Raw genomic sequence first — 21,963 nt, forward strand, 5'->3', positions numbered from 1 at the left:
GAGATGACGCTGCAACGCTGAGGTCGGCACAAGGGGGGTGTGGGGCGGTTCCGGATCTTCTCCGAACCGCCCCACACCGCGTTCTCCGGGTGGTTCAGCCCTGGCCCAGCATCGCCCGCATCTGGTCGATCTCGGCCTGTTGCGTCTTCTTCACGTTCGTGGCAAGGGCTTTCGTGGCCGGGTCGGTGCCGTTGGCCAGCACCTTGTCGGCCATCGCGATGGCGCCTTCGTGGTGACGGATCATGCCCTCGAGCCAGAGTCGGTCGAACTCAGCGCCACTGGCGTTCCGGAGTGCCGCCATCTGCGCCGCGGACATCATCCCCGGCATGCCCTCTTGGCCCATGCCGCCACCCCCGGGCCCCATGTCCCCGTCGTCCATGTGTCCGTCGTCCATGTTTCCGTGACCCATGTCCCCGTCGTCCATGTGTGCCCCCATCGGGACGCCCCATGACCTCAGACGGGCTGTCATCTGGTCGATCTCGTTCTCCTGCGCGTCCTCGATCGTGTTCGCGAGGGTGATCAGTTCGCGATTCTGCGTCCGGCCCTCGACGAGTTCGGCCATCATCACCGCCTGGCGGTGATGCGCGATCATCTCGGTGGTGAACTCGACGTCGGCGTCGTTGTGGGCCGACGCGGGCGACTGGCCGGGCGCGGACGAGCCGGCCGGGGACGATGCCGCCGGGCGGTCGGCGGAGGTTGTGCCGGAAGGAGATTCATCGGACGAACATCCGGCGAGAGTGAGTGCGACGGCGGCGCCCAGGGCGGTCCCGATCGCGGCGCGGCGTCGAACAGTTGCATTGCGTGGTACAGACATCGGTTTTCCTTGCTGCTGAGGGTTTTCGGGTATGACGACATGGCGGACCCACCGGTCCGCGGATGTCTCCTCAGCAGCGGATCACCTGCAACTGCAGGTGCGAGCGGATGGCCCACGGGGGCGGACGTCCGAGGACGACGACGCCGCGACGAGCCGGGCGATACCGCGCTGCCGCCGACAGGGACAGGAAGGCCCAGACGAGCAGGACGAGAGCGGCAGTCGGGAGATCGATGTCGGCGGCTCGGGTGAACACGCACCCGTGGTCGTGATCGCCGCAGTCCGCACCGGACATCGACGGGGCCTCACCCATCACCGCGGCATGCGTCATCCCGGGCGCCGACGACGCTGCCGCCGTCTGATGACCGGCGTGGGAGTGGGAGTGGGAGTGGGAGCCGGCACGGCCTTCCGCCCCGGCCGGACCCGCGACCACGGTGTGCATGAGCATCACCGCGAGCGCGAGCGGAAGGATCAGCCCCCGATACCGTCGTACGGTCCGGGCCCCGTGCCGGGTCATCTGTCCCAGGCTAGCGGGGTCACGACGCGGGCGTCGACACCTTCTCGGCGTCCGGGTCCTCACGGTCGGATTCGGTCCCGGCGGCTTCGGTCCCGGCAGCTTCGGTCCCGGCAGCTTCGGCCTCGGCGGCCAAACGTTTCTGTCGCGGGATCAGATACTTGCGATCGACGATCTGGTACGCCGCGATCACCGCTGCGGCGAGTGCCCACCCGAGCACGATGTCGAAGACGTAATGCTCGGCGGAATAGACGAGGGCGAACGCCATCGCGAACGCGTAGCCCATGAAGAGCGTCTTGCCGAGCGCCTTCACCCGTGGCCACATGAAGAGCGCCAGCAGCATCGTGAGACCGGCGTGCAGCGACGGGATGGCCGCGACGAGGTTGGACTTGCCCTGGCCGAGCGTGACCAGGTTCGACGCGGCATGGATGTTCAGGAAGTTCCAGCCACGCGCCGAGATGCGTTCCACGTACGGTTCCGCGTCGGGATGGGCATTGTCCAAGGGCCCGAGCAGGCCGCCCGGTTCCTTGGCCACGGGCTCGTACATGCAGATCGGGTCACGCGGATAGTCCTGGACCTCGGCCGCGGTGCATCGTGCGGCAGCCCACGGCGGGGCACCCGGGACGAGGGTGTACCCGACGAGGGCCAGGAATGTCGTCGCGACGAAACAGGCTGCGTATCGGCGCCAGGCCGCACGGTCCTTGAGCCACAGCCACGCGGCCACCGCATACGGGATGATGAAGTACGACATGTAGACGACGCTGACGATGACCTCCCACCAGGGTGGGCTCGCCTGCTTGAGGTTCTCCTGCAGCCACGCCGTGGGCGTGATGCCGCCGAAGAGGAACGCGTCGAAGTCGATCGCGAGATTCCAGTGCGTCGGCATGCCGACGACCTGCGCGATGTTGCGCGTCCAGTCGTAGAGGATCAGGATCAGGGCGAACGGCGCCCAGTCGAGGATGATCGTGATGAACCTGCGGCGCCCGATGCTGGCCGCCGCCAGTCCGAGGCACATCAGGATGATCAGCCGCGTGCGGTCGAAGGCCAGGCCCTCGAGGGCGATGTGCACGCCCATCAGCACGAACCAGGCGGTGACGGCGATGCGTCGGACCATGGTCAGGTCGCGACGGTTCTCGGGTTCGGCCTCCATCTCCGCGGCGGCGGCCAGGTCTTCGAGAACCGGCGCCATCTCCGGCGGGTCGACCTCGGACGTCTCAGGGGCGGATTCGGGTCCGGAGGGCGGTTGGTCGGACCTCGACAGCGTCGCATCCGCCGAGTTCGTGTCATCAGGCTTCTGGCCATCACCGCGTTCCGTGGACCTGCCCGGTCGCGGGAAGCCCACCGACTCGTCAACACTCACCCGACACAATCCCGCCCGTCACGCCCCTCAGGGCACCCACGCTCGTAACCTGCCGTCAGTGTAATGGCCATCTTCCATTGGTGAGCCATCGCAGCACGGCGCGTATCGCCGGTCGTCGCGACCGGCCCCATCACCCACCCGGCGACTGGTTTCGGCTGAAATACACCCCGTCGGGGTGTCGTGGATCACACTGGAGTCCGGCAATCCCCATTCCAGAGGAGGTCTCGGTGCCCAATCGCTACCTGCGCTACGGCGACCAGCGCTACATCATCACCAAGGAGGCGGAGGCTCGGCTGAACCGCACCCTCGATGCGGTGTATTCCGACGGGACTCGCGGCCATGAGTGGCTGAACCTGTATCACGACAGTGCGGCCCCGTGCCGCCTGCTGATCGCGGCCGGGGTACCGATCACGATCGAGACGGAGCCGGCACCCGGCGAGTGACGAGTCGTCGAATGACCGACCGCGGTGGCCTGTCCCTCGGGACTCGGGCACCGGTATTGCCGCCCGGATGCGGGCACTATCGTTGACGCATGCGCATCGGAGCACACCTTCGCGAGGACACCGACCCGTTGGTCACCGCCACCGAACTCGGCATCGACGTCTTCCAGATGTTCGTCACCGATCCGCAGAGCTGGAAGAAGCCGCAACCGAATCCGCATGCGGCCGCGATCCGCGAATCCGATGTCGACGTCGTCGTGCACTCCAGCTATCAGATCAACGTCGCGAGCCTCAACAACCGGCTGCGCATGCCGTCGCGCAAAGCCGTCGAACAGCAGGCCGACGCAGCCGCCGAACTCGGGGCCTTCGGTCTCGTCGTGCACGGTGGGCATCTCCGTGACGGTGAGGAGTCAGCAGAGGGATTCGCCAACTGGCGCAAGCTCTTCGACCGCCAGGTCGACAAGGGCGGCTTCGGGGTGCCGATCCTGATCGAGAACACCGCGGGCGGCGATCACGCGATGGCACGGACGCTGGAGTCGATCGATCGGCTGTGGGAAGCAGTCGGCGACTTCGAGCAGGCCGGCTTCTGCCTCGACACCTGCCACGCCTGGGCCGGCGGTGAGGATCTCGTCGGACTGGTCGAGCGCGTCAAGGAGATCACCGGACGCATCGACCTGGTGCACCTCAACAACTCTCGCGACGAGTTCGACTCGGGTCGCGACCGTCACGCCAACCTCGCCTCGGGGCACATCGATCCAGAGGTGCTCGTCGCCGTGGCCGCGGCCGCCGATGCGCCGGTGATCCTGGAGACGCCGGCCGAGGGCATCCCCGCCGACCTCGAATACCTTCGTTCAGCGCTCTAGCCGGTCCGTCACGACAGATTCCGGCCCGGGGTCGGGGTTCCGCGGGATACGCGGCCACGTTCATGACATCCGTCCCGTCACAGCGTCCGCCGTCGATCGTGGTGCGTCATACGCCTCCGGTCCTGCCGCCGCCAAGCGCATGAGCGATTGGACCGCATATCCCCGTCACCTGCAGCCATTGCCGGAATTGTCGTGCGTCATCGCCGGCCCGGCAGTCGGTGTAGATCACATCGGCAGCGATTGATCCCCCGGCGATATGGGTCTATATTGGCGGTTACCGGCGAGTAACTTAGCTCGAACCGAGACTGCTCCACCATGCCCGGCCGGTACCCACTTCACCCGAGTGGGATCGGACCGGGACCTGGAACAACCCGCCATCACGCATACGGCCGCACCAGAGAAGGAATTCATCATGGGCCATTACAAGAGCAACATGCGCGACCTGCAGTTCAACCTGTTCGAGCTGTTCGAGCTCGACAAGGTGCTGGAGTCGGGCGACTTCGGCGACCTCGACCACGAGACCGCCGTCGACATGCTCCGCGAGGTCAAGGCACTCGCCGAGGGCCCGATCGCCGAATCCTTCGCCGACGTGGACCGCAACCCGCCGGTCTTCGACCCCGAGACCCACAGCGTCACCATCCCCGAGGGCTTCAAGAAGTCCTACAACGCCCTCGTCGAAGGTGGCTGGGACAAGATCGGCATCGCCGAGGAGCTCGGCGGCCTGCCCGCCCCGCGTTCGCTGTACTGGGCGATCGGCGAGATGATCCTCGGCGCCAACCCCCCGGTGTTCATGTACGCCGCAGGTGCCGGCTTCGCCAACATCTTCTACAACAACGGCACCGACGAGCAGAAGAAGTGGGCCGCGATCTGCGCCGAGCGCGGCTGGGGCGCCACCATGGTGCTGACCGAGCCCGACGCCGGTTCGGACGTGGGCGCCGGCCGCACCAAGGCCACCCAGCAGGAGGACGGCTCCTGGCACATCGACGGTGTGAAGCGCTTCATCACCTCGGCCGACCAGGACATGACCGAGAACATCTTCCACCTCGTGCTCGCCCGCCCCGAGGGAGCCGGCCCCGGCACCAAGGGTCTGTCGCTGTTCTTCGTGCCGAAGTTCCACTTCGACTTCGAGACCGGTGAGCTCGGCGAGCGCAACGGCGTGTTCGTCACCAACGTCGAGCACAAGATGGGCATCAAGGCCTCGGCCACCTGTGAGGTCACCTTCGGGCAGCACGGCACCCCGGCGAAGGGCTGGCTCGTGGGCGAGGTCCACAAGGGCATCGCGCAGATGTTCGAGGTCATCGAGCACGCTCGGATGATGGTGGGCACCAAGGCGATCTCGACGCTGTCGACCGGTTACCTGAACGCTCTGGACTACGCCAAGGAGCGCATCCAGGGTGCCGACATGACCCAGATGACCGACAAGGCAGCCCCGCGCGTGTCGATCACCCACCACCCGGACGTGCGTCGTTCGCTGATGACCCAGAAGGCCTACGCCGAGGGTCTGCGCGCGGTCTACCTCTACACCGCATCGCACCAGGACGTCGCTGCCGCCAAGATCGTCTCCGGCGCCGACGCGGAGATGGCGCACCGCGTCAACGACCTGCTCCTGCCGATCGTCAAGGGCGTCGGTTCCGAGCGCGCCTACGCCACCCTCGGTCACGAGTCCCTGCAGACCCTCGGCGGTTCGGGCTTCCTGCAGGACTACCCGATCGAGCAGTACATCCGCGACTCGAAGATCGACTCGCTCTACGAGGGCACCACCGCCATCCAGGCGCAGGACTTCTTCTTCCGCAAGATCATCCGCGACAAGGGGCAGGCCCTCGCGCACGTCGCCGGCCAGATCCAGAGCTTCATCGACTCCGAGGCCGGCAACGGTCGGCTGAAGGCCGAGCGCGCTCTGCTGAAGACCGCCCTCGAGGACGTCCAGGCGATGGCCGCCTCCCTGACCGGGAGCCTGATGGCCGCACAGGAGAACCCGGCCGAGCTGTACAAGGTCGGCCTCGGTTCGGTCCGCTTCCTGATGTCCGTCGGCGACCTGATGATCGGCTGGCTGCTGCTGCGTCAGGCCCAGATCGCCCTCGCCGCACTCGACAACGGTGCATCCGACAACGACAAGGCCTTCTACGAGGGCAAGGTCGCCGTGGCCAGCTTCTTCGCCAAGAACATGCTGCCGCTGCTCACCTCCGTCCGCGTCACCGTCGAGAACGTCGACAACGAGATCATGGAGCTCGACGAAGCGGCCTTCTGATCTGAGAATCCGCAAACCCACCCTTGATCGGCAAACCCACCACCTCGCGAGGCGGTGGGTTTGCCGATTTGTGGTGGGTTTGCGGAGCGGTCACTCGAGCAGCGAGACACAGGACCTCCTCTTCGTTGCCGGCGAACCAGAACGTCGAGTAGCTGAGCCCGCAACCGAATCGGGTGAACGACTTACTGGCGACGACGTAGTGGAAGTCGGTGGTGTCACACGAGATCTTCTCGGCCTTCAGCCAGTCCGACCCCGAGGTCATCTCGAGACACTGCCCGACCTCGACGTCGTCGGCGTTGTGGACGATCGAACCGTCGGAGTCCCGACCAGCGCCACCGCACCGGCGATCACCGCGCCTACGACGAGGAATGCAAGGACGCCGAGCGTGATCCAGAGCCCCTTGTGACTCTTCTTCGGCGGTGGCGGCCCTTTTCGGCAAACCCACCACCCGGACGGGTGCCGGATTAGCGGAAAAAGGGTGGGTTTGCCGTTGCGGTCGCGTCTCGATCCGAGAAGGTCCGGGTGTGTCATACGGGACCTGCCTAGCCTCGGGAAGTGAGACCACCGACAGTCGGGGACAACTCGAGGGAGAGCCCATGAAGGCACTCGTCTTCCACGGACCAGGCAAGAAGAGCTGGGACGACGTACCCGATCCGACGATCCTCCACCCGACCGACGTCATCGTGAAGATGGACGCCACCACCATCTGCGGCACCGATCTGCACATCCTCAAAGGCGACGTACCTGCCGTCGGGCCAGGTCGCGTACTCGGCCACGAAGGCGTCGGGACGATCACCGAGATCGGCTCTGCGGTAACGACTCTCGCAGTCGGCGATCAGGTGATCCTGTCGTGCATCTCGGCCTGCGGCAAATGTGACTTCTGCAAGCACGGCGTGCATTCGCACTGTCTGGGCGAGGAGGGTGCGTCGGGTATCGGCTGGATCTTCGGGCACCTCATCGACGGCACACAAGCCGAGTACGTACGTGTCCCCTACGCGGAGACATCGGTCTACAAGCTGCCGTCGGGGGTCACGCCGGAGCAGGGCGTCGTCCTCAGTGACATCCTGCCCACCGGTCATGAGATCGGTGTCCGCTACGGCAGCGTCGAACCCGGCGATGTGGTGGCCGTGGTCGGCGCCGGACCGGTGGGCCTCGCGACGATCGCGACCTCGGGACTGTACGGGCCGAGCCGGGTGATCGCCGTCGACGTCGATGCCAACCGCGTCGAACAGGCCAAGGCCTTCGGCGCGACCGACGGCGTGGTGTCATCGGATACCGATTGGAAGGACCAGGTCCTCGCGATGACCGACGGTCTCGGCGTCGACGTCGCGATCGAGGCGGTCGGCATCCCGCAGACCTTCCAGATGTGCCTGGACGTAGTGCGCCCGGCGGGCCATGTCGCCAACGTCGGCGTGCACGGTGCGCCGGTCGAGTTCGCACTCCAGGACCTGTGGATCTCGAACATCAACGTCTCGATGGGTCTGGTGAACACCGACACCCTCGGCGTCCTGCTCAAGCTCGTCGCGCAGCGCCGGATCGACCCGGACCTGTTCATCAGCCACCGATTCGCCCTTTGCGACATCATCGAGGCCTACGACGTCTTCGGTCGGGCCGCGGAGACCAAGGCACTCAAGGTGGTCCTGCAGGCCTGAGCCATCCGCACACCCTCCGGGAACGGCCGAACCCACCACCCCGGAGGGCAGTGGGTTCGGCGAGCAGTGATGGGTTGTGCAGGCTACTTCGGAGGCATCCGGATACCGCCGTCGACGCGGATCACCTCGGCGTTCATGTAGCTGTTGGTGACCAGCTCGACGACCATCGAGGCCAGCTCGTCGGGAGCGCCCAGGCGGTGCGGGAACAGGACCGACTCGCCCAGCTTCGCCTTGAACGCCTCAGCGGCCTCGCCCTCGCCGTAGATCGGGGTGTCGATGAGGCCCGGGGCGATGGTGTTGACGCGGATGCCGACCGCGGCCAGGTCGCGGGCGACCGGCAGGGTCATGCCGACGACGCCACCCTTGGACGAGGAGTACGACGCCTGGCCGATCTGGCCGTCGAAGGCGGCGACGCTGGCCATGTTCACGATCGCGCCACGCTCACCGTGGGCGTCGAGCGGCTCGTTGCGGCTCATCGCAGTGGCGGCCAGACGGATGCAGTCGAAGGTGCCGATCAGGTTGATCGCGATGACCTTCTTGTAGGCGTCCAGGTTGTGCGCCGACCCGAACTCACCGTCGCGGCCGATGGTGCGCTGGGCCCAGCCGATGCCGGCCGAGTTGACCAGCGCGCGCAGCGGGCCGAGTTCGGTGGCCGCGTTGACGGCGGCCTCGATCTGCTCGGTCGAGGTCACGTCGACGGCGACGAACTGTCCGCCGATCTCCTTGGCGAGTTCCTCACCTTTGTCTGCGTTGAGGTCGGCGACGATGACCTTCGCACCCTTGGCCGCCAGCTGGCGAGCCGCAGCTGCGCCGATGCCCGACGCTCCACCCGTGACGATTGCACTAGCTCCATTGATATCCACGACTCGGAGCCTATCGAGCGTTCTATCGCTCGGTAAAGTCCTTCGGTGAAAGACGCCGATCGTCTTACACGCACTTCACGTTCGGCTCGGGCGCGTACCGGACGGTGCGGGTGTACCGGTTGATCTCGCGGCCCGTCTTCGCGTCACGGATGATGCGCGTGTTCGACGTGGTGAATCCCTTGCTGCCGCTGCTCGCGATGCAGTCGTCGCCCTTGGGGAGTCTGATCCGTTCCGGTTCGGTGGTGTCATAGCGTTCGCCGGTGATCGACTCGACCTCGAAGGCCTTGGTGCCCCACAGCCGCACCGTCACCGCAGACGGCGACCAGCTCGTCTCGATGAGCACACCGTGACGGGTGTTGTTGCGGAACTTCAGGTCGATGGCGCCCTCGAAGACGGTGGCCTCCCGGGCCTCCGGATACCGCGAGATGTAGTACGCGTGCTCGGTGTGGTCGACGTCCTCGAGACCGGCGAAGTAGGCGGCGTTGTAGAGGGTGGTCGCGAACTGCGAGATGCCGCCGCCGACGGCCGTCGCGGCGCGGCCGTTGTTGATGATCGTCGAGTCGACATAGCCCTGCGCCGTCCCGCGCGGACCGGTATGGCCGTTGAGCGAGAACACCTTGCCGGGCAGGACCAGCGCACCGTCGACCTCGGCGGCGACGAGGCGGATGTTCTCGCCGGAGGCACTCGAGAAGCCATCGGTGGTGTACTCGCTGATCAGTTCGCGCACACCGAGTTTGCGGGCGGCGTCGGTGGTGAGCCGCGGATCGACGTCGTCATAGACCACCTCGGCGGTGCGGCTGCCGCCGCCTGCGGTCGCCGTCGTCGCGAGTTCCCGAAGCGTCTTGTCCCAGTTGATCTTCGAGCCGGTGACCGCGGGCACGACGGTCGGCCGGCCACTGGCGAGACTGAAAGTCGCACTGACGGCGGGACTCTGGGACGGATCGAGATCGGGCGCGAGCGCTTCCCGCGCCTTCTTCTCGTCGACGAGCGGCGTGAGCCCGCCCCGGCCGTCCGGACCGAAGGTCAGCATCGACGCGATGTCTCCCGCCGGGACCTCGACCGTGCGTTTCCGCCGGTCGATCAGCTTCACCGGGCCCGACGTGGCGCGTTCGGCCGGCCCGGCCACGGTGGCCGCGACGACCTGGGGGCCGACGGTCGGCGAGAACGGTTCCATCGGCATGTCGATCGGCGCCCCGTCGAGCCAGTGGTCGACGAGCACGGCGGCCGCGGCCTCCCGTGCGATGCGTTCACCCGGCGCCGGTTCGTCGCCCACCGGCGTGGTGCCCTCGAAGTGCACCCCGCCCTCGACCGCGGCCTTCTCCAGCGACCGGCGGTGGGCGTCGAGCGCCTTGTTCATGGTTGCGGGGTCGAGTTTCACGACCGGTTCGACGTCGACATCGCGACCGACGAGTGCCAGGAATCGCACGAGCGGGTTGCGCGGCTGTTCAAGGAGGCGTGCGCGGGTCGTCTCGGCGTCGAACTCGAGGCCCAGTTCGGCAGGCGCGACCTCGGCCGAGCCCTCGGGGGTCCGGAGGACGACCGGCTGGGTGGAACGCATGGTCAGCTCGTCGAGGACGGGCTCCAGCCCGGCGGTGTCGCGATTGCCTGCCGAGATCCCGCCGATGACGGCTCCACGGGCGGAGTGGTCACGGGTGGCGACGAAGTCGATGGAGAGCGTGAGGGTGACGATGGCCACGACGGCGAGCACAGCGCGTATCGCGTGGCGTACTCGCCCGGCGCTTGTGGTCACAACTCCATCCATCACGGCTGACTACCTGGGCCGGTCATGGTGGTGGCCGTAGAACGTACCCGAGAAAAGTAGGTGCTCCAGCCGAGCTGTCGGGTCGGGGGTCTGACAGCTCTGCCGGAGCTGTCTTCATGTTTACGCTACTTTTCGGCCGTTGACACGTCCGCGGCCGCGTTTGGTCCAAACATGTGACGAAGGACCCCATTTCGCGCGCGAAAACGAGACGGATCGAGCGATTCGTCGCCTCCCCCGCTCCTTGCGCGAAAAACTAGACGGATCGAGCGATTCGTCGCGTCCCCCGCTCCTTGAGTAGCCCCGGAGCTTGCGGAGGGGCGTATCGAAAGGACCGGCAGACGAGCGTCTTCGCCGAGTCCCTTCGATACGCTCGCAAGCTCGCTACTCAGGGAGCATGGAGTGCCGGACGAGGGATCAACCCTCGATGATCGCGGTGACGCCCTGCCCGCCGGCGGCACAGATCGAGATCAGCGCGCGTCCGCCGCCGTTCTCCTTGATCTGCTTGGCCGCCTGGGCCACGATGCGTCCGCCGGTCGCGGCGAACGGGTGGCCCGCCGCAAGCGAGGAGCCGTTGACGTTGAGCTTGGACCGGTCGATCGGTCCGAGTGCCGAGTCGAGGCCCAGACGCTCTTTGCAGTACTCCTCGGACTCCCACGCCTGCAGGGTCGCGAGCACCACGGAGGCGAACGCCTCATGGATCTCGTAGAAGTCGAAGTCCTGCAGCGTGAGACCGTTGCGCGCCAGCAGCCGCGGTACGGCATAGGTCGGGGCCATGAGCAGGCCATCGGGCCCGTTCACGTAGTCGACGGCGGCCGTCTCGCTGTCCACGAAGTACGCGAGCACCGGCAGGCCGCGCTCGGCCGCCCACTCGTCGCTGCCCAGGAGCACGGTCGACGCCCCGTCGGTGAGCGGCGTCGAGTTGCCCGCGGTCATCGTCGCGTCGCCGAGGGAGACGCCGAAGACCGGCTTGAGCTTCGCGAGCTTCTCCGCGGTCGAGTCGCCACGCAGGTTCTGGTCACGCGTCAGACCCATGAACGGGGTGATCAGGTCGTCGAAGAAACCGTCGTCGTAGGCGGACGCCATGTTCTGGTGGCTGCGTGCCGCGAGTTCGTCCTGGTCGGCCCGCTTGATGCCGAACTCCTTGGCGGTGATGGCGGCGTGCTCACCCATCGACATGCCGGTGCGCGGCTCGCCGTTCTGCGGGATCTCGATCCCGAGCTTGGTGAGCAATTTGGCGGCACCGAGGATCTGGTCCTTGGTCGACCGCGCGCGATTGACCTCGAGCAGCTGGCGGCGCAGGCCCTCGCCGACGGCGATCGGGGCGTCGGAGGTGGTGTCGACACCGCCGCCGATCGCGGCGTCGTAGCGGCCACGTGCGATCCCGTCCGCGACGGTGGTGATGGCCTGCAGGCCGGTGCCACACGCCTGCTGGATGTCGAAGGCGGGGGTATAGGGCGAGAGTGCCGAGCCCAGCACCGATTCGCGGATGAGGTTGAAGTCACGGGCGTGCTTGAGCACGGCACCTCCGGCGACCATGCCGAGCCGCTCGCCCTGCAGGTTGAAGCGGCTCACCAGACCGTCGAGCGCGGCGGTGAACATCTCCTGGTTGCTGACCTTGGCGTATGCCTTGTCCTGGCGGGCAAACGGGATGCGATTGCCGCCGAGGATCGCCACCGGACGCTCGGGGCGGGTCTTCGGTTGGGTGGTCTTGTTCGCGGGGGAATTGTTCTCTGCCACGTCGATCTCCAGGGTCGTGTGCGGTATCTATAGCGTATTCTTACTCAACAGTAAGTTCGTTGTCGAACGACAGTCAGAGGAGATCAACATGGCCGCCACCGGAAACACTGGCCTGTACTCGAGCTTCGTCCATTCCGCGCCCGGCGCTTTCATCGCCAAACAGGCCGGACTCCCCGTCCCGCCGCCGTTGCGGCGGTACAAGCCGTCCGAACCGGCGCTGCCCGGTCCCGTACTGCTGGGAGGATCGGGACGCCTCGTCGAACCGCTCCGCGAGATGCTCTCGGGTGACGACTACGACCTCATCCAGAACGCCCTGACCGGCCGCAGCGCCGACAAGTACGGCGGCCTGGTCTTCGACGCCACCGGCATCACCTCCCCGGGCGAACTGCGCCAGTTGTTCGAGTTCTTCCAGCCGGCCATGCGCTCGACCGCACCGTGCGCGCGCTTCCTGGTCATCGGCACCACGCCGGAGCTCGTGACCGACCCGTCCGAGCGCGTCGCACAGCGCGCTCTCGAGGGTTTCACCCGCTCGCTCGGCAAGGAGCTGCTGAAGGGTTCCACCGTCCAGCTCGTGTACGTCTCGCCCGACGCCAAGACCGGTCTCACCGGCCTGGAATCGACCGTACGCTTCGTGCTGTCGGCCAAGTCCGCTTTCGTCGACGCACAGGTCATCCGAGTAAGTTCCGCCGACGCGACCGCCCCGAAGGACTGGGATCGCCCCCTCGAGGGCAAGGTCGCCGTGGTGACCGGTGCGGCACGCGGCATCGGCGCCACCATTGCCGAGGTCCTCGCGCGCGACGGCGCCCACGTGATCGCCGCCGACGTCCCCCAGGCCGGTGACGCACTGTCGGAGACCGCCAACAAGGTCGGCGGCACCGCCTTCCCGCTCGACGTGACCGCCCCCGATGCGGGCGACAAGCTCGCCGAGCACGCCCTCGAGCGTCATGGCGGCATCGACATCATCGTCAACAACGCCGGCATCACCCGCGACAAGCTCCTCGCCAACATGGATGACGCCCGCTGGGACGCCGTCATCGCGGTGAACCTCGTCGCCCCGCAGACCCTCGTCGAGAAGCTGCTGGAGAAGGGCGCGCTGCGTTCCGGTGGCGCCGTCATCGACGTGTCGTCGATCGCCGGCATCGCGGGTAACCGCGGCCAGACCAACTACGGCACATCGAAGGCCGGCGTCATCGGCCTGGTCGACGCCTACGCGCCGATCCTGGGCGAGAAGGGCATCACCATCAACGCGGTCGCCCCGGGCTTCATCGAGACCAAGATGACCGCTGCGATCCCGCTGGCCACCCGCGAGGCCGGCCGCCTGATGAGCTCTCTGCAGCAGGGCGGCCAGACCGTCGACGTCGCCGAGACCGTCGCCTACTTCGCCAACCCGGCGAGCAGCGCCATCACCGGCAACGTGGTCCGCGTGTGCGGCCAGGGATTCCTGGGTGCGTGATGGGTAAGACGATCACTCTTCCCGGCGCCCCCGGCACCGGCGAGCTGTACGGCAAGGCCGTCACCGGGATGTTGCCGGGCATCGGCAAGCCCGCCCGGGTCCCGGCCGACGCGACCGTCCCCGACACCCACTACCGGCTCGAGGATGTCCGCGTCGATCCCGCTGCGCTGCAGGCGTATTGCCATGCGACCGGTCAGCGTTTCGGCGCCACCCTGCCGGTGACGTACCCCTTCGTGCTGCAGTTCCCGGTCGTCATGAAGCTGCTGACGTCGGACGAGTTCCCATTCGGCGCAATCGGTTCGGTTCACATGTCGAACAAGATCGAGCGGAAGCGTCCGATCGAGGTCGGCGAGCCGCTGTCGATAGAGACGCACGCGGAGAACCTGCGGGAGCATCGCAAGGGCATCCTCGTCGACGTCATCAGCGAGATCAGCGTCGGCTCCGAGCTGGTGACCACGCAGACGGCGACCTTCCTCAAGCAGCAGCGGACCAGCCTGTCCGACGAACCGCGCGGTCCCGAGCCGAAGTCGAAGACCCCGCCGCCGCCGGATTCGATCCTGGCCGTGGATCTGGGGCGGATCCGCGAGTACGCCGCGGCGTCGGGCGACCGCAACCCGATCCACATGGCGAACCTGACGGCCAAGGCCTTCGGGTTCCCCAGGGCCATCGCGCATGGGATGTGGAGTGCCGCAGCGGCAATCGCGAATGTCGAGGCCCAGCTGCCCGGCGCGGTCACCTACGACGTCAAGTTCGGCAAGCCGATCCTGCTGCCGGCCAAGGTGAACCTCTACACCCGTCGCATCGACGGTGAGGGCAACTTCGACATCGCGATCCGCGACCGTCGCAAGGGATTCCCGCACCTCACCGCGACGACGCGGAAGGGCTGATTTTCGCTCACGAGATCCGTTCCCGCTCACCCCATTTGTGTGAGCGGGAACGGATCGAGGGAGCGAACCTCTTTCCGTCAGCCACTACTGCCAGTCCATTCTGGTCAGTTGACTTGCACGAAAAGGCACACGACTGCGCCCCGCAACGTCGACCTACGAAGAATCCCGCTGATCGGCCGCGCCAACCCTTCGCCCCGACCCGTATCTGCGACTATTGCTTTCATGACCGACGAGGCGACTGCCGACGAGACCCCATCCACCAAGGCCGGCCGCTCGAGTGCATGCGACGGGCCTGGATGGATCGCGTTGACTCAGCGCGACGATCTTGTGAAGTACGGGGCTGGCAACGCAATCGCATTGTTCGCTGCCGAGTTGAGGCTCGGCATCGATGACATAGACACCTTCGCCGCCGACGCCCTCACCGACCACAGCAATGACAAGAAGTGCGATCTGGTCGCCGTGGATCGTGGAAGCGGGCAACTGATCGTCGCACAGGCATACGCAGCTGCTAAACCTGAAACTAAGAACGAAGGTCCCGCCAGCAAAGCCAGCGACTTGAACACTGCGGTGACCTGGCTGCTGTCCGGCGACATCAGCACACTTCCTGAAGTACTTCGCGACGCTGCGACTGAGTCGAGGGATGCTCTCGAATCAGGTGAGATTACTGATCTGCAGATTTGGTCGGTACACAATTGCCCAGAGGGCACAAACGTCCAGAACGAGCTGAATCAGGCTGTTCGGACGGCCGATAGCCTAATCAGGCGCTACTTTCCCGACGCACAAGTGAACGTGTCGTCAATGGAGATTGGCGAACGAACCATAGATGAGCTTTACCGACGGACCCATCTTCCGATCTTGGTCGAAGAACCGATTGAATTCACAACGTTGGGCGGTTTTGAACTTTCGGGGAGCGACTGGAAGGCATACAACACAGCGGTAAAGCTGAGTCGCCTAAGGGAACTCTGGCAGTCGCACGGCACCGACCTTATGTCGCCAAACATCCGCGACTATTTAGGAGTGCGACGATCTCAGCGGAACATCAACTACGGCATCAAGACCACCGCCAAAGAATCTCCACGCGACTTCTTTATCTACAACAATGGAATTACCGCAGTTGTTCACAGTTTCGAAGTTGCAAATGACACACTGACCGTTCGTGGACTGGGCATCGTCAACGGCGGACAAACAACGGGATCAATTGGGACCCTCAGCGACACTGAAGCGTCCGACCTCGGCGACTCCTGGGTACAGATAAGATTCGTGACGAGCGCCAACTCGGACGTCCTAGAAAATGTCGTCCGCTACAACAACACACAGAACAAAATCGAGGCAGCTGACTTTCGTAGCCGTGACAGCGTACAAGAACGACTGCGCACTGAATTCCAAGCTGTGCCTGACGCGCTATACCGCGGAGGCCGTCGCGGCGGTGCAGACGACGCAATGAAGCGGGACCGAAGGCTCCTCGCTGACAGCGCGGTCGCACAGTCCCTGGCCGCTTTTCACGGGTATCCAAACCTGGCGTATAACGAACTAGGGCAGATCTGGGAGAACGATCCCACATACGCGCGATTCTTCAACGACAATCTCAACGCTCGCCACATAGTCTTTTGCTACTCGCTACTCAAAGCGATCGAAGCACAGAAATCGGCGGTAAACTCCATTCCCGATGACGAACGCACGCAGAGCCAGAAATCACGTGCGGAGTTTTTCCGATCGCGTGGCGGTATCCATCTCCTCACAGCCGCGATCGGGAACAGCATTGAAACGATTCTTAATCGCGCAGTTCCGAACAGGTTTTCGTTGCGATTCACCAGTAATCTCTCGCCAGCGACCGCAACAGACACGTGGGCTCCAGTAGTGCAGACCTGCGCTGCGTTCACAAAGCAGCTATCGACCGCCACGAATCTGGGGCTTAAGTCAACGGACCGGGTTCGCGACGCACTAGCGCTGTTCGAGTCCATGATTGAAGCCACACGCGGGTCCGACCCCTCTACCTTCGACACTTTCGCTTCGGCAGTCGAGCTTTCCTAGCGACCTATCCGCGAACGGTCTAGGACTCGGAAGCGGAAAGGGTGACTCGTCCCAATGTTGCGTCACATTTCTGACAGGTGTAACGAATTGCATCGTGCGACAGCGAACCCGGTAACGCGGGGCCACAAGAGATGCTTGTCGAAGTGCCGCGCCCCTCAGATGTCGGTACCGACACCCTTCAGGCCGCGCCAGGCGATGCCGACGAGCATGTTGGTGGCCTTCTCGAGGTCGACGTCACCCTCGGTGATTCGGTCGGCGACCGCCTCGCAGGCGCCGACGATGGCGACGGCGGTGAGCTCGAAGTCGATGTCGCCGGCGGTCTCCACGGTGGTGCCGGCCTTGATGAGCGCGGCGACCATCTCGGTCACGCGCTGACGACTGTCGGACACGATCCCCGCGAAGCTCGCGGTCCCGATCGCCACCCGGTACAGCACGCGCCACGATTCCCGGTTCTCGTGCACGAAGCGCAGGAACTCCCGGATGACGGTCACGGCCTGCTCGCGCTGGGTGAGCGACGGGTCGAAGCCCACGCTCATCGCGTCGATGAACAACCCGGACTCGCGGGCGATGCAGGCGCTGAACAGCTCCTCCTTGGAGCCGTAGTACAGGTACAGCATCGGCTTGGAGATCTGCGCCTCGGACGCGATCGCGTCCATCGAGGTTTCCCGGAATCCGTTCTGCGCGAACACCTTCACGGCGGCGTCGAGCATCTGCTGCTCACGCACTGCACGCGGCAGGCGTTTGGTTCCGCCCGACATGGCCACCTCCATCCTCGCTGTCGTGTCCGAACGACGATACCCAATAAACTTACCAATCGGTAAGTTTGACGTTCGCCAGGGTTGCTCCGGACAGATTACTCAGCAGGTGACGACGCCCTTGGACCGGAGGATGCGGATCACCTTCGCGTCGAGGCGTGCAGGTGCGAGGCGTCCGCGCTTCACCGCGACCTCCAGATTGTCCAGAACCGACGAGACCCGGTCGGTGGACAGCCACAGCGCGACGTCGCCGCCGGCGAGGATGAACTTCTCCACGGCCTGCTCGATCGGGTACCGCTGGCTGATCGCCGCCATGCCCGAGAGGTCGTCGGAGAAGATCACGCCGTTGTACCGCGGACCGTCGTAGCCCACCCCCGTGCGCAGCATCTGGATGGCCGGCCGGCTGATGGACGACGGCAAGCCGTCGGTCAGCCCGGGCACGATGAGGTGCCCGACCATGACGCCCGCGGTCCCGGGGTCGCGCAGCAGATTGCGGAAGGGCACCAGATCGCTGTTCTGCAGTTCGGCGAGTGACGGCACCGTCACGACGCCGAGGTGCGAATCGCCCGAACCGTGGCCGTGTCCGGGAAAGTGCTTGTACACCGGCGTGATTCCGGCCTCGGCGAGTCCGGCGGCGTAGGCGGCCGCGTACTCGGTGACGACGGCCGGGTCGTTGCTGAAGGAGCGATCGCCGATGACCTCGTTGTCGGATTCGTCGCTGACGTCGGCAACGGGCGCGAAGTCGACGGTGACGCCGAGGTTCTTGAGTTTGCGACCGACGCCGGCGGCGATCTCCTTCACCTGCGCGGGCGTCTTCGTCTGCGCGAGTTCACGAGGCGATGCGTGGTCGATGCCGAGCGACGACAGGCGCGACACCCGACCGCCCTCCTGGTCGACGGTGATCATCAACGGGATCGACGAGTTCTGCGAGATCCGTGATGCCGCACCACTCGTCAGGATCGCCTTGTCGGTCCAGCTCCCGACGAAGATCCCGCCGATCTCCTCGTCCTCGACGATCTGCTGGGCGTCATCGGCACCCGTGACACCCACGACGATCAGCTGGGCCAGTTTCTGCCGCAGCGTGAGCTTGGCGAGTTGCTCAGCGCCACAAGGATTTGCGACGGTGGTCGTGGTCGCGGACACCGACGACGGGGAGGCCGACGGCGAGCCGGACGCGGACGGTGTGGGCGGCGGAGAATCCGGCGTCGACGAATCGCAGGCGACGAGACCGAGACCCAACGCCGCAACCGTCGCAGTCGTCAGCACGTTCCGAATCCACCGAGGTCGTCGAGTTGGGCCCATGGCACGAGTCTGGCATGTAACCTGAGCAAATGGACGTGGGGTCCATCCCGGCCGGGTCCGCGACCGCCCCCAGCGGTCGCGGTGGTGGCCGCGCCACTCAGACGCTGATGATCGCCTACGACGGCTCACCGAACGCCGATCGTGCCATCCGCTATGCCGGACACTTCCTGCGCGCCGAAGCCGCGGTCGTCGTGACCGCCTGGCAACCGGGCGGCATGACCTCCGCCCGCATGTCCACCCTCGCCGGCGGCATGCAGCCGTTCGTCGACACGCAGCTCGACGTCGGGGTCGACCGTGCCCTCGAAGACGAGGCCGAGCGGATCAACGAACGCGGCGTGGTCCTCGCCCGCAAATGCGGACTGACGTCGAGGGGCACGCTCGTCGAGGTCGAGTCGACGGTCTGGGGGGCACTCGTCGCCGCCGCGGAGGCGCTCGACGTCGATCTGCTCGTCACCGGAACCCGCGGCGCGTCGGGCCTCAAGGCGCTGCTGCGATCCAGCGTCGCCGAACGCGTGCTCAAGCATTGCCATCGTCCGGTCTTCATCGTGCCGGCGAAATGTGAACAGGAGCCGCAGTTGACGCTGTAGGGGGTTTCGATACGGCTCGTCGCAAGCTCCTCGCCTACTCAACCAGCAGGAAGATACGGCTCCCTAAGTCAAGCGGCGGCCAGGGTTGCTGGTCGAGCCGGTAGCGAGCGAAGCGAGCCACCGCGTCCATGCTGGTTGAGCCGGTAGCGAGCGAAGCGAGCCACCGCGTCCATGCTGGTTGAGCCGGTAGCGAGCGAAGCGAGCCACCGCGTCGAAACCGCGCGTCCCTGCTGATTGAACCGGTCGGCGGGGTCTGATGGCGGACGGGTTTCGACACGACGCCTCGCTACGCTCGGTGTCGGCTCAACCGGCATGGGTTGCTCGGTGTCGGCTCAACCGGCATGGGTTGCTTGGTGTGGTGGCGGACGGGTTTCGACACGACGCCTCGCTACGCTCGGTGTCGGCTCAACCGGCATGGGTTGCTCGGTGTCGGCTCAACCGGCATGGGTTGCTCGGTGTCGGCTCAACCGGCATGGGTTGCTCGGTGTCGGCTCAACCGGCATGGGTTGCTCGGTGTCGGCTCAACCGGCATGGGTTGCTCGGTGTCGGCTCAACCGGCAGGCGGCGGGGATGTCCTCAAGTGTGGGATGTATGTCCTGGACGACGAAGCCGACGTCGGGACACGATGAGCACATGACACGAACGGTGCTGGTTCTCGGCTTCCCCGGGGTGCAGGCACTCGACGTGACGGGACCGGCCGACGTCTTCACCACCGCATCGATCGCGCTGCGTGACCAGGGGTCGCCCGTCACCTACGACCTGCGACTGGTGTCGCAGCACGGAGAGCCCATCGACAGCGGCGTCGGCCTGCAGTTCGTCTCCCACCCGCTGCCCGACCCCGCCGAACCGATCGACACTCTGTTGCTGCCGGGCGGCACGGGCGTCCACCGGGCCACCGAGGACACCGACCTCATCGACTGGGTCCGCGACGCGGCGGGTCGGGCACGGCGCGTCATCAGCGTCTGCAACGGCGCCTTCCTCGCCGCCGAGGCCGGGCTACTCGACGGCCGACGCGCGACTACGCACTGGGCGGTGGGCGAGCTCCTTGCCGAGCGGTATCCGGCCATGCGGGTCGACGCCGACGCCCTGTTCGTCCGCAGCTCGGACCACGTGTGGACGTCGGCCGGTGTCACCGCGGGCATCGACCTCGCCCTCGCGGTCATCGAAGAGGACCACGGCACCGAACTCGCCCAGTTGGTCGCCCGCTGGCTCGTCCTCTACATGCGCCGGCCGGGTGGACAGAGCCAGTTCGCGCCGCCGGTCTGGATGCCGCGCGCACGACGCGACGTGATCCGGGCGGCGCAGCAGCGCATCGAGGCCGAACCCGGCCTGCCCCACCGGCTTTCCGACCTCGCGCAGGAAGCCGCGATGAGTCCGCGCCATTTCTCCCGCGTCTTCACCGCGGAGACCGGCGAGGCACCCAGTGACTACCTCGAACGGGTCCGCACCGACGCGGCTCGTCGGGCGTTGACCGAATCCGCCGACACCATGCCGGTGATCGCCGCGCGCTGCGGGTTCGGTTCCTCGGAGTCTCTGCGCCGCACGTTCATCCGACGTCTCGGCATCTCCCCCGACCAGTACCGCAAGACCTTCCGCTGACACAGTCCTCGCCACCGACCAGACAGGCAGACCCATGACCCAGATCGCGATCGTCCTCTATCCGCGGTTCACCGCCCTCGATTTCGTCGGACCGTACGAGGTGCTGCGCATGCTCCCCGACGCCGACGTCCGATTCGTCGCCCACGAACCCGGCCCCGTCGTCGCCGACTCCGGTGTCCTCGTCGGCGCGACACACTCGTTCGACGAGACGCCGTCACCCGATCTGATCCTCATCCCGGGTGGACCGGGATGCTTCGGGGCGGCGAAGGACGAGAAACTCCTGGAGTGGCTGCGCACGGTCGGCCCGGGAGCACAGTGGACGACGTCGGTCTGCACCGGCTCGGTGGTCCTGGCTTCCGCGGGACTGCTGGACGGTCTCCGGGCCACCACGCACTGGTCGTCGCTGACCGCGCTGTCCCTCTACGGTGTGACGGCGGTGTCGGACGAGCGCGTCGTGCGCGCCGGCCCCGACGAACACATCGTGACCGCGGCCGGCGTCTCGGCCGGCATCGACCTGGCACTGTGGCTCGCCGACCAGATCGCCGGGACGAAGAAGGCCGAGGCCATCCAACTCGCGATCGAGTATGACCCGCAACCGCATCTCGAGTCCGGCCACCGATCGAAGGCGTCGGGCGCCACGATCACGGCGTCGACGGTGATGCTCAGCCGCGACGTCGACAAGCCCGAGGTGCTGAAGTTGAGCACCGGCTGCTGTGGGATCGGGCCCTGGCGACGGTCCGTTCGCGCCGCTGACGCCGAAACCCGTGATGGAACTGCCGGACATGCCCGGGTGACACCCGGGTGAGACTCCGCGCGATGGTAGTTTCTTCGCCATGACCAACAACCGCCTTGTGGCCGGCGCCGTCGCCGGAGTGGCCGGCATCCTGGTGGGACTCGGCGCGGTGTTCCTCGGCGGGTTCATCACCTCGGAGAACAGCCCGTCGACGGACCTGAACAACATCAATCCGAACAGCGGATTCGTCCAGGGTTCGGTCGACTACGGATCGCGCGGCGGCGCGGGCGAGACCAACTGACGCCCGACCCCGATGCCGTGCACGGCGTCGGGACGACCTGACGGCAGCAGCAACTGAGTAGGACA

Annotated in this window: 18 protein-coding genes and 1 pseudogene; 11 read left to right on the forward strand and 8 right to left on the reverse strand. The window is 66.1% G+C overall.

What is annotated here, in order from left to right; genetic code table 11:
- Positions 1-94 precede the first annotated feature (94 nt).
- The 3 genes from GAA2_RS21160 to GAA2_RS21170 form a co-directional block, all read right to left on the reverse strand.
- Entirely contained in the window at positions 95-814 is a 720-nt protein-coding gene (locus GAA2_RS21160) for a DUF305 domain-containing protein (protein WP_191834581.1), read from the reverse strand.
- A gap of 70 nt (positions 815-884) precedes the next feature.
- Positions 885-1,328, reverse strand: a complete 444-nt coding sequence (locus GAA2_RS21165) for a hypothetical protein (protein WP_191834582.1) — start codon at positions 1,326-1,328, stop codon at positions 885-887.
- A gap of 19 nt (positions 1,329-1,347) precedes the next feature.
- Positions 1,348-2,667 (reverse strand): phosphatase PAP2 family protein, encoded by a 1,320-nt coding sequence (locus tag GAA2_RS21170; RefSeq protein WP_191835036.1) that lies wholly within the window; start codon positions 2,665-2,667, stop codon positions 1,348-1,350.
- A 245-nt stretch (positions 2,668-2,912) separates the two neighbouring features.
- Between GAA2_RS21170 and GAA2_RS21175 the strand changes: the two genes are divergently transcribed.
- From GAA2_RS21175 to GAA2_RS21190, 4 genes are all read left to right on the forward strand, one after another.
- The gene (locus tag GAA2_RS21175) at positions 2,913-3,128 is read left to right on the forward strand and encodes a hypothetical protein (RefSeq protein ID WP_005194730.1); all 216 of its coding nucleotides are present in this window, start codon (positions 2,913-2,915) and stop codon (positions 3,126-3,128) included.
- Positions 3,129-3,217: 89 nt separating this feature from the next.
- Positions 3,218-3,988 (forward strand): deoxyribonuclease IV, encoded by a 771-nt coding sequence (locus GAA2_RS21180; protein WP_024497425.1) that lies wholly within the window; start codon positions 3,218-3,220, stop codon positions 3,986-3,988.
- 412 nt (positions 3,989-4,400) lie between these two features.
- Positions 4,401-6,236 carry an acyl-CoA dehydrogenase gene (locus GAA2_RS21185; RefSeq protein ID WP_191834583.1) on the forward strand — a complete coding sequence of 612 codons (1,836 nt, stop codon included), beginning with the start codon at positions 4,401-4,403 and terminating at the stop codon, positions 6,234-6,236.
- A gap of 596 nt (positions 6,237-6,832) precedes the next feature.
- A complete protein-coding gene (locus tag GAA2_RS21190) occupies positions 6,833-7,888 on the forward strand; it encodes a zinc-dependent alcohol dehydrogenase family protein (RefSeq protein ID WP_191834584.1) in 1,056 nt (351 codons plus the stop codon).
- Between the two features lie 83 nt (positions 7,889-7,971).
- Here the strand turns inward: GAA2_RS21190 and GAA2_RS21195 are convergent, their stop codons facing one another.
- The 3 genes from GAA2_RS21195 to GAA2_RS21205 form a co-directional block, all read right to left on the reverse strand.
- Positions 7,972-8,751, reverse strand: coding sequence for an SDR family NAD(P)-dependent oxidoreductase (locus GAA2_RS21195; RefSeq protein WP_024497427.1), 780 nt, complete (start codon positions 8,749-8,751; stop codon positions 7,972-7,974).
- 64 nt (positions 8,752-8,815) lie between these two features.
- Positions 8,816-10,513, reverse strand: coding sequence for a VanW family protein (locus tag GAA2_RS21200; RefSeq protein ID WP_220455711.1), 1,698 nt, complete (start codon positions 10,511-10,513; stop codon positions 8,816-8,818).
- Between the two features lie 414 nt (positions 10,514-10,927).
- On the reverse strand, positions 10,928-12,250 hold the full coding sequence (locus GAA2_RS21205; RefSeq protein WP_159406279.1) for an acetyl-CoA C-acetyltransferase: 1,323 nt from the start codon (positions 12,248-12,250) through the stop codon (positions 10,928-10,930).
- A gap of 88 nt (positions 12,251-12,338) precedes the next feature.
- Here GAA2_RS21205 and GAA2_RS21210 point away from each other — a divergent pair, with 88 nt between their 5' ends.
- The 3 genes from GAA2_RS21210 (at position 12,339) to GAA2_RS21220 (ending at position 16,621) form a co-directional block, all read left to right on the forward strand.
- A complete protein-coding gene (locus tag GAA2_RS21210; RefSeq protein WP_159406280.1) occupies positions 12,339-13,703 on the forward strand; it encodes a 3-oxoacyl-ACP reductase in 1,365 nt (454 codons plus the stop codon).
- Positions 13,703-14,590, forward strand: coding sequence for a MaoC/PaaZ C-terminal domain-containing protein (locus GAA2_RS21215; protein ID WP_191835037.1), 888 nt, complete (start codon positions 13,703-13,705; stop codon positions 14,588-14,590). Before GAA2_RS21210 ends, GAA2_RS21215 begins: the two co-directional genes overlap by 1 nt.
- 222 nt (positions 14,591-14,812) lie before the next feature.
- The gene (locus GAA2_RS21220; protein WP_191834585.1) at positions 14,813-16,621 is read left to right on the forward strand and encodes an AIPR family protein; all 1,809 of its coding nucleotides are present in this window, start codon (positions 14,813-14,815) and stop codon (positions 16,619-16,621) included.
- Positions 16,622-16,776: 155 nt separating this feature from the next.
- On the opposite strand, the gene GAA2_RS21225 is transcribed toward GAA2_RS21220, so the two are convergent.
- Positions 16,777-17,379 (reverse strand): TetR/AcrR family transcriptional regulator, encoded by a 603-nt coding sequence (locus GAA2_RS21225; protein WP_039880169.1) that lies wholly within the window; start codon positions 17,377-17,379, stop codon positions 16,777-16,779.
- 99 nt (positions 17,380-17,478) lie between these two features.
- On the reverse strand, positions 17,479-18,678 hold the full coding sequence (locus GAA2_RS21230) for a glycoside hydrolase family 3 N-terminal domain-containing protein (RefSeq protein ID WP_248664675.1): 1,200 nt from the start codon (positions 18,676-18,678) through the stop codon (positions 17,479-17,481).
- A 29-nt stretch (positions 18,679-18,707) separates the two neighbouring features.
- Between GAA2_RS21230 and GAA2_RS21235 the strand changes: the two genes are divergently transcribed.
- The 4 genes and pseudogenes from GAA2_RS21235 to GAA2_RS21250 all read left to right on the forward strand — a co-directional run bounded on the left by GAA2_RS21235 (position 18,708) and on the right by GAA2_RS21250 (position 21,898).
- The gene (locus GAA2_RS21235) at positions 18,708-19,265 is read left to right on the forward strand and encodes a universal stress protein (RefSeq protein ID WP_182155988.1); all 558 of its coding nucleotides are present in this window, start codon (positions 18,708-18,710) and stop codon (positions 19,263-19,265) included.
- A 633-nt stretch (positions 19,266-19,898) separates the two neighbouring features.
- Positions 19,899-20,864 (forward strand): GlxA family transcriptional regulator, encoded by a 966-nt coding sequence (locus GAA2_RS21240; RefSeq protein ID WP_191834587.1) that lies wholly within the window; start codon positions 19,899-19,901, stop codon positions 20,862-20,864.
- Between the two features lie 34 nt (positions 20,865-20,898).
- A pseudogene (locus GAA2_RS21245) lies at positions 20,899-21,617 on the forward strand (DJ-1/PfpI family protein).
- Positions 21,618-21,697: 80 nt separating this feature from the next.
- A complete protein-coding gene (locus GAA2_RS21250; RefSeq protein ID WP_006436777.1) occupies positions 21,698-21,898 on the forward strand; it encodes a DUF2613 domain-containing protein in 201 nt (66 codons plus the stop codon).
- Positions 21,899-21,963: the final 65 nt, after the last annotated feature.

This window comes from Gordonia ajococcus, assembly GCF_012974285.1.
Lineage (GTDB): Bacteria > Actinomycetota > Actinomycetes > Mycobacteriales > Mycobacteriaceae > Gordonia > Gordonia amicalis.